This is a genomic window from Streptomyces sp. NPDC093089 (assembly GCF_044754405.1).
Lineage (GTDB): Bacteria > Actinomycetota > Actinomycetes > Streptomycetales > Streptomycetaceae > Streptomyces.
In genome coordinates, this window is record NZ_JBIVPA010000004.1 from 491,400 (window position 1) to 502,986 (window position 11,587).

Genomic DNA, 11,587 nt, shown 5'->3' on the forward strand with positions numbered 1-11,587 from the left:
TTCAACTGCGCGGAATCCGCAATCGAACGCTCTCGCCTTTTCGAGGCTGTTTGACAGAAAAAGCGCGCGCTGTGGAACATCGGTGCTGTTCACAAATACGTCAGGCCGCGTCTCACGAAAAGCATCCGGAGTGCCATGAAAATCCTGTTCATCACCACGGGCAGCCAGGCCACCTTCTACGCCGCCGCACCGCTGGCGACGGCCGCACGGAACGCGGGTCACCAGGTCATGCTGGCCGCCCACGAACCGTGGGTGGATACCGCGGAGGCCATCGGAATTCCCACGTTCTGCTACACGGTCGACCCGATCCGGCACTTCATGCGGATCACGAACCCCGGCAAGGGTCTGCGGTTCCCCCGTGAGCTCGGTGACGAGGAGATGTTCGGCCAGGGCCGCGGCTTCGCCCGCATGGGCCTGGCCGGCGTCGAGTCCCTCCTCGAGCTGTCGAAGGACTGGACCCCCGACGTCATCGTCGGCAGCTCGCAGAGCTACGCGGCGATGCTGCTCGCCGCGCACCTCAAGGTCCCGTACGTCCGCCAGGTCGAGTACCTGGGCATCCCGCTCACCGGCATCGACCCGGGCGCGGAGGCGGAGCTCCGGCCCGAGCTGGAGCGCCTGGGCGTGGACGGGCTGCTCAAGCCCGACCTGCTCCTCGACTCCACCCCGCCGTCGCTGCGGCCGTCCCACGACCCCACGGCCCAGCCGATCCGCTGGATCCCCAGCAACCCGCAGCGCCGCCTGGAGCGCTGGATGTACACGAAGCCGGAAGGCCGTCGTCGTGTGCTCGTCACCTCGGGCTTCCGCAGCCTGATGTTCCGCGACCCGGGCTGGTCCATGCCGCTGCTGGTCAGCGAGCTGAACAAGCTGGGGGCCGAGGTGCTCATCGCCGCCTCCCCCGGTGCCGCCGAGCGCTTCGGCGGGCAGCTGGGCGACGCCCGCGTCGGCTGGATCCCGATGGACGTCGCCGCGTCCACCTGTGACCTGGCGGTCCACCACGGTGGCGCGACCACGGCCACGACCCTGATGGCCAACGGTGTGCCGCAGCTGATCATCCCGGAGAACCCCCCGGAGTTCCCCCCGAACTACCACCGGGAGTCGATCGCCAAGGCGATCACCGGGTTCGGCGCCGGCAAGACGCTGTGGCCGGTGCAGGAGCAGCCCGACCAGGCGCCCGGCGCGACGATCGCGGCCGCCTGCAAGGAGCTCCTGGAGAACCCGAGCTACACCGAGCGCACGCAGTTCCTCGCCAAGGAGATCTCGACCCTGCCGACGCCCGGCGAGATCGTCCCCAAGCTGGAGGCCCTCGTCTCCCGCTGAGGCACCGCACGGTGGACGCACGCCCGTCGCCCCGGGACCGCGGAGAATCCCTCTCCGCGGTCCCGGGGCGATTCGCGTCCCCGCGCGGGGAGTTCCGGGACTCGCCGTCCCGGGGTGATTCGCTTGCCCGCGGGGGGGGGCCGGGGCGACGCGGGCACGGGCGATTCATGTGCCCGTGCCAGGGGGCGGGACCCCGCGGTCCCGGGGCGACGCGCGTGCCCGCGCGTGCGGGGGGGGTCCGGGGTACGCGGAAGGGCCGGACGGTCGTGAGACCGGCCGGCCCTTTCCGTGGTGCGGTCAGGCGGCGACGAGCGCTTCGAGGTCGCGGAGCACCTCGGCCGGCGTCGGCAGCGAGGCGGACTCCGCGGCGAGGAGCCGGGTCCGCTCGGCGTAGCCGGGGTCCGACAGGATCGTCCGGCACGCCTCGGCGATCACCTCGTCGGCGTCGCGTCCGGCGAGGCGGTGCTTGTCGACCATGAGGGCGGCGCCGAAGCCCGCCACCGACTCCGCGACGGCCTTGCCGTACCCGTTGTCGGGGATGATCACCTGCGGCACGCCCGCGTTGACCAGGGTCATCGCGGTGGTCGCACCGCCGTGGTGGACCGCCAGGTCGCAGGTGGGGGCGACCACGTCGAGGGGCAGCCAGCCGATGCGCACGTCGCCGAGCTCGGAGCCGTACTTCTCGGCGGCCTCGGGGAGTGCCGCGATGAGCACCTCGGCGCCGGTCCCGGTCAGTTCGTCCACCAGCTTCCGCAGCGAGCTGCCGGGGGTGTCGAGCATCAGGTTGCGGGTGCCGGCGGTGATGAGCACGCGGCGGCGGCCCTCGGGCTTCGTGTACATCCACGGTTCGAGGCGGCGCTGGCTGACCCGGGGGACCCAGCGCATCGACCGCGCGGCGGGGGCGCCCTCGGGGCGGACGGACGGCGGGCAGAGGTCGATGAAGAGGTCGGGGTCGGGCAGTGCGGCCAGGCCCAGGCGCTCCAGCTCCGGCTGGAGTTCGGCCACGGCGGTGCGGTCGCGGCGGGCCATCGGGGCGATGTGCCAGATGTGGCGGACGTACGGGACCTTCAGCTGGGCGGCGAGCAGCCGCGGGACGTGCGAGAGGCCGCCGACGACCAGGTCGGGGGTCCAGGACCCGGCGAGCTCCAGGAGGGCGTCGAGCCGGACGGCGGCGGTCATGGCCTCCTGGCCGTACCGCATGCGCTCGGGGGTGATGCAGACGGCGGGGAGGCCGACGGAGGCGGCGGCCGCCATCAGGGGTTCGTCGGCGGCGAGGAGGATCTCGTGGCCCGCGTTCCGCGCGGCCGCGGCGAGGGGGGAGACGCCGAAGACGGCCGCCTGGCTGCCACCGACGGTGAACAGTATTTTCATGGAGGTCGAACCTCTTCCGTGAGAATGCGGATCAGTTGGTTCCGGGTCCCTTCCGGGCCTTTCCCAGGCCTTTCCGGGCCCTTTCGGGGCCCTTTCGGGGTCAGCCCGCCTCGGCCATTTCCATGATGTAGCGGCCGTAGGACGACTTCGCGAGGCGGCTGCCCAGTCGGTAACAGGTCTCGCGGTCGATGTAGCCCATGCGCCAGGCGATCTCCTCGAGGCAGGCGATGCGCACGCCCTGCCGGTGTTCGAGGACCTGGACGTAGTCGCCGGCCTCCATGAGCGCGTCGTGGGTCCCGGTGTCGAGCCACACGAAACCGCGGCCGAGCGGGATCAGCGTGGCCTCGCCCCGCTCCAGGTAGACGCGGTTGAGGTCGGTGATCTCCAGCTCGCCGCGCTCCGACGGCTTCAGCTCCCGTGCGATGTCCACGACCTGGTTGTCGTAGAGGTAGAGCCCGGTGATGGCCAGGTTGGTCTGCGGCTTGGCGGGCTTCTCCTCCAGGGCGATCAGCCGGCCCCGGTCGTCGAGCGTGCCGACGCCGTACCGCTCGGGGTCGCGGACCGGGTAGCCGAAGAGGACGCAGCCCTTCAGGTCCTGGGAGGCGCGCTGGAGCATGGGGCCGAACTCGTAGCCGTGGAAGATGTTGTCGCCGAGGACCAGGGCGACGGAGTCGTCGCCGATGTGGTCGGCGGAGACGAGGAACGCGTCGGCGAGCCCCCGGGGCTTGTCCTGCTCCGCGTAGGTCAGGTTGATGCCCAGCCAGGAGCCGTCGCCGAGCAGCCGGCGGAACATCTCCTGGTCATCGGGGGTGGTGATGATCTCGATGTCGGTGATCCCCGCCAGCATCAGTGCCGACAGCGGGTAGTAAATCATCGGCTTGTCGTAGACCGGGAGCATTTGCTTTGATACACCGAGGGTGATCGGATGGAGCCTCGTACCATTGCCGCCGGCCAGGATGATGCCCTTCACCGTGGCGCCTCCTCAATCTATTCGGTGCCAATTTGGCGGATGCCCGCACTTTATATCGGGAGAACGCACAGCCGAAAGACACCTCACTCGGGGCCGGGAAGAGTCAATACCGGCGCCATTGACGAACATTGCGCCGCTTCTCCATGCTGACCTCATCCCGGTTCAGGCACGCGAATTCCTCTTGTCGTATAGGTGGATCTGTGAAAATGGAAGCTCTGACACCCGTTCAGGAATCCGATCGGAAGCCCGGCATCGGCATCGGCGTCATCGGGTGCGCCGACATCGCCGTGCGGCGGGCCCTCCCGGCGATCCAGGAGTCGCCGTTCCACCTGGTGGCGGTCGCGAGCCGTTCCCGGGAGAAGGCCGAGGGCGTCGCGGCCCCGTTCGGCTGCGAGGCCGTCGAGGGGTACGACCGGCTGCTCGAACAGCCCGGCGTCGACGCCGTCTACGTCCCGCTGCCCAACAGCGAGCACGCCGAGTGGGCGCGCCGGGCACTGAAGGCGGGCAAGCACGTGCTGATCGAGAAGCCGGCGGTCTCCACCGAGGAGACGGCGCGGGAACTCGTGGCGCTCGCCGAGGAGCGCGGACTGCTCGTCATGGAGAACTTCGCGTTCCTCCGGCACCCCCAGCACGATCTGGCGCGGTCCCTGCTCGCCGACGGATCCATCGGCGAACTCCGTGCCTTCAACGGCGTGTTCGGCATTCCGCCGACCGACCCGAACGGGATCAAGTACCAGGCGGAGCTCGGCGGCGGGTCGCTGTGGGAGGTCGGCTGCTATCCGGTGCGCGCGGCCCAGGAGTACCTGGGCGGCGCGCCGACGGTGCTGGGGGCCGGCCTGGAGTTCGCCCCGGAGCTCGGTGTGGACGTGTCGGGCGTGGCGCTGCTGCGCGACGACGCCGGCGTCACCGCGAACTGCTCCTTCGGCCTGTCGCACAGCTACCGGTCGACGTACGACCTCTGGGGCACCGAGGGGCGGTTGACGCTGGAGTGGGCCTTCACCCCGTCGCGGGACGCCCGCCCCGTGCTGGTCCTGGAGCAGCGGGACCGGGTGACCCGGATCGCGGCGCCGGCCTCGGACCAGTTCCTCGGGGTGTTCTCGACCTTCCACGACGCCGTCGTCGATCCGGCGGCGCGCGCGAAGCACCACCAGGACCTGGTGCGGCAGGCCGAGTTGATGGCCCGGATCCGCGCGCACGCCTCGGCCGCCGCCGCTCACTGAGCGGCCGGCGGGGCCCGCGGGGCCGAAGGCCGGAAGACGGAAGACGGAAGACTGAAGACGGAAACGAAAGAACGGCAGTCGGTGTCCGCGGACACCGACTGCCGTTCTTTCGTGCGGGCGGCCCTACCTGGGCGTGATCTTGACGATCGGGTACTGCCGCTCGGACTTGCTCTGGTACTTGATCATCCGGGGCTGCGCGGTGGAGATGAGCTTCCACGCGGCCTCCCGCTCCTCGCCCGCGAGCTTGACGGGCGTGACCTTCACCGGCGCGCTGCCGGGGAGTTCGACCGTGGCCCGATCCGGGTTGGCCATCAGGTTGGTGTACCAGTCGGGGTTCTGGGTGCCGCCGCCCGAGGCGATGCTCAGCCAGGCGTCCTTGCCGTCACCGAACCAGGCCACGGGGGTCACCCGCGGCTGGCCGCTGCGGCTGCCGACCGTGTTGAGGATGAGCACGTCCATGCCCATGAACGTGGCCTTGCCGTCGCGAACCTTGCGGATCATTCGGGCGTTCATTCGCTTCTGCATCCACCGGGAGAACGCACCGGGCGTACCCGGCTTGCGCTTGGTCTCCGCCATCTCCACCTCCACACATTTCCCGCGCCTCACGGCGCGATATCACATCCGAATTCTTGCGTTCATCCGCCGCGCCCGCTACCCGATTCCGTTCAGAGGACGAGAAAGGGGCGCGGCAGGCACTGCTCGTAGGTCGGCAGCAGGCCGGCGGCCGCGGCCTCGGCCAGGGTGGGGGCCACCGCGTCCTTGTCCGAGCGGATGGGGGGTTCCGTCAGGTCCCACGGCAGTGCCAGTTCGGGATCGAGCGCGTCGACGTCGATCATCGTCCCGGGCACGTACTCCTGCGAGCAGAGGTAGCTCATGCACGTGTCGTCGGTGAGGGCGAGGAAGGCGTGGCCGACCCCGTCCGGCAGGTAGACCGCCGTTCCCGACTCCGGGCTCTGGTAGGTGACGTCGTAGTGGCCGAACGTCGGTGAGCCCACGCGGAGGTCGACGGCGATGTCGAGCGCGCTCCCCCGGACACACGTGACGAACTTCGCCTGGCCGGGCGGGACCTTGGTGCCGTGGATGCCCCGGAGGGTGTTCCGCCTCGACACCGAGTAGTTGACCTGGCGGACCGAGAACTCCCAGCCGCCGGCCTCCAGCAGGGCGCTGGTCTTCACCGACTCGAAGAAGTACCCGCGCCGGTCGCTCAGCGGCTCGGGTTCGACGCGGTACGCGCCGGGGACCGCCATTTCCGTGATCAACACCGCTTGCTCCTCGCTGACTCAGCCGGCGGAGACCGGGCCGGCTCCGGCCGCCGCGGCGATCCGCTGCCGCATGGCCGCGGAGTCGTTGGCGTGCGGGAACTCCTCCTGGGGGACGTCGACGCCGAGGAAGGCGCACAACGGCTCCCACCCCTGCTTCACGTCGTAGACGAGGACGTTGTCCGCGCCCAGGACGCGCACGACCTCCTCGTTGTGGCGGTGGTACGCCGCGATGGCGTGGTCCTTGTCCTCGAACCGGCCGTCGAAGACGCCGTCCCACACCATCGTGCTGGTGACGTTCAGCAGCCGCGCCTGCCGGGAGCCGGGCTCCGGCGGGTGCTCGGCGCTCTTGAGCACGAACTGGTAGAGCGTGTCGTACGTGCTCTTGTACCAGCCCTCGGCGTCGCGCACCGTGAGGATCACCTTCGCCTCGGGGAACGCCTCGCCGATCTGCCGGTAGTAGACCGCGCAGGGTCCGTCCACCGCGGAGGTGTACCCCTCGTACAGGGCCGGCCAGTCGGCGGCCTCGCCGCCGCAGACGATCTTCTCCCACTGTTCGAGGCGCCGCTCGTCGCCGACGATGTCGAACATGTGGAAGCAGGGGCCGAGACCGAGCCGGTCCAGGGCCACCTGCAGGGACGTCGTGCCGGTCCTGCCGAGACCGGCGTTGATGAGCTTCAGCACGGTGCCGTGTCCCCTTCCTCAGCGAAAGGCCGCGGGTTCCTGGCGGGTGGCCACGTTCACGCGGTTCCAGAAGTTGACCAGGCCGATGTGCATGACGATGGCACCGAGCTGCTCGTCGTTGTAGTACTTGGCGGACTCCTCCCAGACCTCGTCCGGCGCCATGTCGACCGGGTCCGTCATCAGGGTGACGGCCTCGGCCATCGCGAGGGCGGAGCGCTCGGCGTCGTCGAAGACGGTCTGGTTGCGCCAGTCCGACACCTGGGCCAGGCGCTTGTCCGCCTTGTCCGCGATGTCCTCAAGGGTGTAGACGCGGCCGTTGATCTCGCTGACCAGCAGCCGGACCAGGTCGAGGGTCGTCTGCGGCACGCCGACGTTGCCGATGACCTCGGTCAGGTCGAGCAGGGGCTGCAGGGCGCCGGGAACGACCAGCGAAGGGTTGTCCATCCGTGGACTCATCGGGTCTTCTCCTGTGCGATTAAGTAGCGTGTGAGTGCGTGTCAGTACGGTGAATTACCTCGGAAACATGCTGCTCTCCGACCTTCCCCTTCGCAAGAAATCCCGTTCAAGTGCGGAATGCAGCAGATGCAACGCCGAGACAATCCGTAAGTTGCCAGGAATTCAGCCGATGACTTGTAGTGGTCTCGTGTCAGAGTCCACCGCAACGAAGAGCAGGCAGCCGATCTGCCACGGCATTCAGGAAACACGCCAATTACTTCTCGAAGGTCATTCCACGGTCGCCGGGCACGTCGAGGACGTGCTCGGCGCCATCCGTGGGACGGACCCGGAGCTCGGTGCGTACGTCGAGGTGGCCGAGGCCCGTGCGCTGCGGGAGGCCGCGGCGGCCGACCGGCTGCTCGCCCGGCTCGGCCCGGCCGCTTTCCGCGGCAGGCCGCTGCTCGGCGTCACCGTGTCGGTGAAGGACCTCATCCAGACCAAGGAACTTCCCACCCGGCGCGGGTCGTTGCTGCCCAACCACCGTACCGCCGCCGACGCGCCCGCCGTGGCGCGGCTGCGCGCGGCCGGCGCGATCGTGGTGGGGAAGACGACCACCTCGGAGTACGGGTGGAGCGCCAGCACCGTCGGACGGCTCGGCGCCCCCACCCGCAACCCCTGGGCGCTCGACCGGACGGCCGGCGGTTCCAGCGGCGGGTCGGCGGCCGCGGTCGCGGCCGGACTGTGCACCGCCTCGCTCGGCACCGACGGTGCCGGGTCGGTGCGCATTCCCGCCGCGTTCTGCGGTGTCGTCGGCTTCAAGCCGTCGTACGGGCGGATCCCGTACGTGCCGGCGTGCGCCGAACGGCTCTCCCACGTCGGGCCGCTGGCGCGCAGCGTGGCGGACGCCGCCGAGATGATGGCGGTGCTCGCGGGCCCCGACCCGCGGGACCCCGACTCGGGTGCCGCACCGCCCGCCGCCCCGGCGGCGCTCGGCCCGCTGCGCGTCGGCTGGATCGAGTTCCCCGGGACGTCGGGGCCGGTCCGCGACGCCACCGAGGGCGTCCTGCCGGTCCTCGCGGCGCTCGGGCACCGCGTCGAGCGGATCGGGGTCCCGTTCCCCGACCCGTACGGCGCGCTGGTCGACATCCTCGCCGCCGCGGACGCGCACGGCACGGCGCCGCAGGACGAACCCTGGTGCGACGAGGGCCGGCTGGCGGTCGTGCGGTACGGGCGGTCGCTGAGCGGCGCCGCCGTGGCGCGCGCCGAGGCGGCCCGGCTCGCCCTGCGGACCCGGCTCGCCTCGGTGATGGAGACGTACGACCTCCTCGTCATGGCGACCGTCCCGATCGAGGCGTTCGCCGCCGAGGCCATCGCCCCGCCGTGGGCCGCCGACCCCGCGGACCTGCGGTGGCTGTCCTGGGCCCCGGCCGCGTACCCCTTCAACCTGACCGGTCAGCCCGCCCTGTCGCTGCCCGTCGGCCTCACCCCGGCCGGGCTGCCCGTCGGGCTCCAACTCGTGGGCCGCGTCGGCGACGACGGCCTCGTCCTCTCGGCCGCCGGCCTCCTGGAGACCGCGCTCGGCCTCACGCTCACTCCCCCCGGCAGCACGACGGAAGGAAGACGACCATGACGCCCAGGACGCTCGACGACGACCTGATGTCCTCCGCCGCCGCACTCCTCCGGACGGCACTCGCCTCGCTCCCCAAGGACGCCGGGCGCCCCTTCCCCGCGCCCGCCCCCGTCCCGGCCCCCGCGCCCGCGGCCCCGGCCGACGACGACCTCTTCGCCCTCTCGGCCGCCGGGCTCCTGTCGACGGCGCTCGGCCTCACCCTGACCCGTCCCGGCGTCACAGCGAAAGGCAACTGATCATGGCTTCGAGATCGTGGTCCCGGATCGGCGGTGAGAGCGGCGTCGGACGCCCCTCGTTCGTGGCCGAGTTCGGGCTCTGGGACGACCGGCAGGTCGCGGCGGCCGAGCAGGTCGAGCTCCAGCTGGACGACGTCGACCTCGTCCGGGTCGTGTTCTGCGACCCGCACGGCCTCGCCCGCTCCAAGACGGTGCCGGCGGACGTCTTCCGCTCGGTGCTGCGCAACGGCATGGACTTCAGCGCCGGGCCGTTCCTCTTCGACACCGGCCACGCGGTCGCCGTCGAGTTCCTCGCCGACGCCGGCGTGGGCGTCGGCGAGCTGCTCGGCGCGGGCGACTTCGTCCTCGTCCCCGACCCGCGCACCTTCCAGGTGCTGCCCAGGGACGGCGCCAGGACCGCCTGGGTCCTCGGCGACGAGTACCTGCGCGACGGCACCCCGCACCCGCTCTCCGCCCGGAACGTGCTGCGTCGCGTCTGCGCCGCGTACGAGCGGGAGGACCTCGCGCCCGTCATCGGGCTCGAACTGGAGTGGTACCTCACGAAGTTGACCGGCGGCCCGGTCGGGAACGCCGGCAACGGCTTCGGTCGCCAGGGCGCGGCGCCCCAGGTCGAGGCCGTGAACCCGGGCTACCAGTTCAACCTCGACAGCGCCTACGACTCGGTCGCCGACATCGCCGACCCGCTCGCCGCGATGCTCGTCCGGCTCGGCCTGCCGCTGCGGTCGTTCGAGCACGAGTCGGGCCCCGGGCAGCTGGAGACGACCTTCAACCCGATGCTGGCGCTCGACGCCGCCGACGCGATGCTGCTGCTCCGCACCCAGCTCAAGCAGGAGTGCCGGCGCCGCGGCCACCACGCCTCGTTCATGACGCTGCCGCGCCTGGACAGCTTCGACCCCAGCGGCTGGCACCTCCACCAGTCGGTCAGCAGCACCAAGACCGACGTCAACCTGTTCGCCGAGGGCGACGGCCTCCAGGACGCCATCTCCGCCGAGGGCCAGGCCTACATCGGCGGACTGCTGTCCCGGGCCCGCGAGCTCTGCCTGCTGTCCGTACCGACCGTGAACGGGTACCGGCGGCTCTCCCCCGAGTTCACCCTCGCCCCGACCTCCGTCGACTGGCGGTTCGAGGACCGCAGCGCCATGGTCCGGGTCCTCAGCGGCGGCAGCTCGACCCACGTCGAGAACCGCGTCGGCGAGCCCTGCGCCAACCCGTACCTCGCCATCGCCGCCCAGCTGCACGCGGGCCTCGAAGGGATGCTGTCCGGCGTGCCCGCCGACCGCGTCCCGCGCCCGCCGCTGCCCAGGTCCCTGCCCGAGGCCGTCGAGGCCTTCCGCGCGAGCGAGAGCGCCGAACGGCTGCTCGGCGCGCCCCTCAAGGAGTGCCTGGCGAAGCTCAAGGACAGCGAGGCCGCCCGCTTCGAGGCCTGGTGCGCCGCCGAACTCCCCGGCGGCCCCGCGGCCGAGGTCACCGAGTGGGAGCACCGCGAGTACTTCGGCGCCTACTGACCGGCCGCCCCGCAGACACCCCGCACGCCCGACCCGCACACCGCACACCGCACGCCCGACCCGCACACCCGCACACCCGCACACCGCACGCCCGACATCCAGCCCCGATCCGAAGGAGAGAACCATCATGTCGCGGTACGAATGGGATGGCACCCACCCGGCCATCGAGACGCTCAAGGGCGCCATCGAGCCGGCCCGCCAGAAGGTACTGAGCCACCCGATCTACCACCAGCTGGACTCGGTGGACGCGGTCGTCACCTTCATGGAGCACCACGTCTTCGCGGTGTGGGACTTCATGTCCCTGCTCAAGTCCCTCCAGCGGCAGCTGACGTGCGTCGAGGTGCCGTGGCTGCCGTCGGCCTCCACCGGCAGCCGCCGGCTCATCAACGACATCGTCCTCGTCGAGGAGAGCGACGAGCTCGGCGAGGGCTTCATCAGCCACTTCGAGCTGTACGTGGACGGCATGCGCCAGGCGGGCGCCGACACCACGCGCATCGACGCCTTCATCGGCCTGCTGCGCGCGGGCCGCCCCGTCCCGGCCGCCCTCGACGAGGCGGGCGTGCCGCGCTCGGTGGCCGAATTCGTGGGCACGACCTGGGACTTCATCGACCACGCGCCGGTGCACTGCCAGGCCGCGGCCTTCGCGTTCGGCCGCGAGGACCTGATCCCGGACATGTTCGACCAGGTGGCCGCGCTCGACGCCGGCCACGGCACGCTGTCCACCTTCGTGGACTACCTCCGCCGCCACATCCAGGTGGACGCCGAGGAGCACACCCCGATGGCCATGCAGATGCTGGCCGACCTGTGCGGCGACGACGCCGCCAAGTGGGACGAGTGCGAGGCCACCATCGACCGCGCGCTCGCGGCCCGGACCCGTCTGTGGGACGGCATCTCCGGCGCGATCGACACGAACACCCGTTGAGGTTACGACTCTTGTGAGGGGAGCACATTCATGGCGAG

12 protein-coding genes are annotated in these 11,587 nt (G+C 71.0%); 6 read left to right on the forward strand and 6 right to left on the reverse strand.

Translation table 11 applies throughout. The annotated features are described in order from the left end of the window. Window positions 1-135 precede the first annotated feature (135 nt). On the forward strand, window positions 136-1,317 hold the full coding sequence (locus tag ACIQFX_RS12180; RefSeq protein WP_402461352.1) for a glycosyltransferase: 1,182 nt from the start codon (window positions 136-138) through the stop codon (window positions 1,315-1,317). Between the two features lie 297 nt (window positions 1,318-1,614). Here ACIQFX_RS12180 and ACIQFX_RS12185 read toward each other — a convergent pair whose 3' ends face one another. Both ACIQFX_RS12185 and rfbA read right to left on the reverse strand, forming a co-directional pair. Beyond that, window positions 1,615-2,688 carry a nucleotide disphospho-sugar-binding domain-containing protein gene (locus ACIQFX_RS12185; protein ID WP_402461354.1) on the reverse strand — a complete coding sequence of 358 codons (1,074 nt, stop codon included), beginning with the start codon at window positions 2,686-2,688 and terminating at the stop codon, window positions 1,615-1,617. 100 nt (window positions 2,689-2,788) lie between these two features. Then, the gene (gene rfbA, locus ACIQFX_RS12190; RefSeq protein WP_402461355.1) at window positions 2,789-3,658 is read right to left on the reverse strand and encodes a glucose-1-phosphate thymidylyltransferase RfbA; all 870 of its coding nucleotides are present in this window, start codon (window positions 3,656-3,658) and stop codon (window positions 2,789-2,791) included. Between the two features lie 206 nt (window positions 3,659-3,864). Between rfbA and ACIQFX_RS12195 the strand changes: the two genes are divergently transcribed. Further along, the gene (locus ACIQFX_RS12195; protein ID WP_402461357.1) at window positions 3,865-4,878 is read left to right on the forward strand and encodes a Gfo/Idh/MocA family protein; all 1,014 of its coding nucleotides are present in this window, start codon (window positions 3,865-3,867) and stop codon (window positions 4,876-4,878) included. Window positions 4,879-5,001: 123 nt separating this feature from the next. Here the strand turns inward: ACIQFX_RS12195 and ACIQFX_RS12200 are convergent, their stop codons facing one another. The 4 genes from ACIQFX_RS12200 to ACIQFX_RS12215 all read right to left on the reverse strand — a co-directional run bounded on the left by ACIQFX_RS12200 (window position 5,002) and on the right by ACIQFX_RS12215 (window position 7,277). Then, complete coding sequence (locus tag ACIQFX_RS12200) at window positions 5,002-5,454, reverse strand: nitroreductase/quinone reductase family protein (protein ID WP_402461358.1); 453 nt, start codon at window positions 5,452-5,454, stop codon at window positions 5,002-5,004. 89 nt (window positions 5,455-5,543) lie between these two features. Continuing rightward, a complete protein-coding gene (locus tag ACIQFX_RS12205; protein ID WP_402461360.1) occupies window positions 5,544-6,140 on the reverse strand; it encodes a dTDP-4-dehydrorhamnose 3,5-epimerase family protein in 597 nt (198 codons plus the stop codon). Between the two features lie 18 nt (window positions 6,141-6,158). Next, window positions 6,159-6,821 carry a sulfotransferase family protein gene (locus ACIQFX_RS12210; RefSeq protein ID WP_402461362.1) on the reverse strand — a complete coding sequence of 221 codons (663 nt, stop codon included), beginning with the start codon at window positions 6,819-6,821 and terminating at the stop codon, window positions 6,159-6,161. Window positions 6,822-6,839: 18 nt separating this feature from the next. After that, window positions 6,840-7,277, reverse strand: a complete 438-nt coding sequence (locus ACIQFX_RS12215; protein ID WP_376490740.1) for a carboxymuconolactone decarboxylase family protein — start codon at window positions 7,275-7,277, stop codon at window positions 6,840-6,842. A 298-nt stretch (window positions 7,278-7,575) separates the two neighbouring features. On the opposite strand from ACIQFX_RS12215, the gene ACIQFX_RS12220 reads away from it, so the two are divergent. The 4 genes from ACIQFX_RS12220 to ACIQFX_RS12235 all read left to right on the forward strand — a co-directional run bounded on the left by ACIQFX_RS12220 (window position 7,576) and on the right by ACIQFX_RS12235 (window position 11,549). Then, window positions 7,576-8,886: an amidase gene (locus ACIQFX_RS12220; protein ID WP_402461364.1), complete on the forward strand. Its 1,311-nt coding sequence runs from the start codon at window positions 7,576-7,578 to the stop codon at window positions 8,884-8,886. Beyond that, window positions 8,883-9,122: a hypothetical protein gene (locus ACIQFX_RS12225; RefSeq protein ID WP_402461366.1), complete on the forward strand. Its 240-nt coding sequence runs from the start codon at window positions 8,883-8,885 to the stop codon at window positions 9,120-9,122. Before ACIQFX_RS12220 ends, ACIQFX_RS12225 begins: the two co-directional genes overlap by 4 nt. 2 nt (window positions 9,123-9,124) lie before the next feature. Beyond that, window positions 9,125-10,627: a glutamine synthetase family protein gene (locus tag ACIQFX_RS12230; protein WP_402461368.1), complete on the forward strand. Its 1,503-nt coding sequence runs from the start codon at window positions 9,125-9,127 to the stop codon at window positions 10,625-10,627. A 127-nt stretch (window positions 10,628-10,754) separates the two neighbouring features. After that, window positions 10,755-11,549 (forward strand): DUF3050 domain-containing protein, encoded by a 795-nt coding sequence (locus ACIQFX_RS12235; protein ID WP_402461369.1) that lies wholly within the window; start codon window positions 10,755-10,757, stop codon window positions 11,547-11,549. The last annotated feature ends 38 nt before the right edge of the window (window positions 11,550-11,587 follow it).

Excerpts from the sequence above, each read along its gene's own strand:
- ACIQFX_RS12180 (WP_402461352.1), top strand. The coding sequence starts at position 136 with ATGAAAATCCTGTTCATCACCACGGGCAGCCAGGCCACCTTCTACGCC.
- ACIQFX_RS12185 (WP_402461354.1), bottom strand. The coding sequence starts at position 2,688 with ATGAAAATACTGTTCACCGTCGGTGGCAGCCAGGCGGCCGTCTTCGGC.
- ACIQFX_RS12195 (WP_402461357.1), top strand. The coding sequence starts at position 3,865 with ATGGAAGCTCTGACACCCGTTCAGGAATCCGATCGGAAGCCCGGCATC.
- ACIQFX_RS12200 (WP_402461358.1), bottom strand. The coding sequence starts at position 5,454 with ATGGCGGAGACCAAGCGCAAGCCGGGTACGCCCGGTGCGTTCTCCCGG.
- ACIQFX_RS12215 (WP_376490740.1), bottom strand. The coding sequence starts at position 7,277 with ATGAGTCCACGGATGGACAACCCTTCGCTGGTCGTTCCCGGCGCCCTG.
- ACIQFX_RS12225 (WP_402461366.1), top strand. The coding sequence starts at position 8,883 with ATGACGCCCAGGACGCTCGACGACGACCTGATGTCCTCCGCCGCCGCA.
- ACIQFX_RS12230 (WP_402461368.1), top strand. The coding sequence starts at position 9,125 with ATGGCTTCGAGATCGTGGTCCCGGATCGGCGGTGAGAGCGGCGTCGGA.
- ACIQFX_RS12235 (WP_402461369.1), top strand. The coding sequence starts at position 10,755 with ATGTCGCGGTACGAATGGGATGGCACCCACCCGGCCATCGAGACGCTC.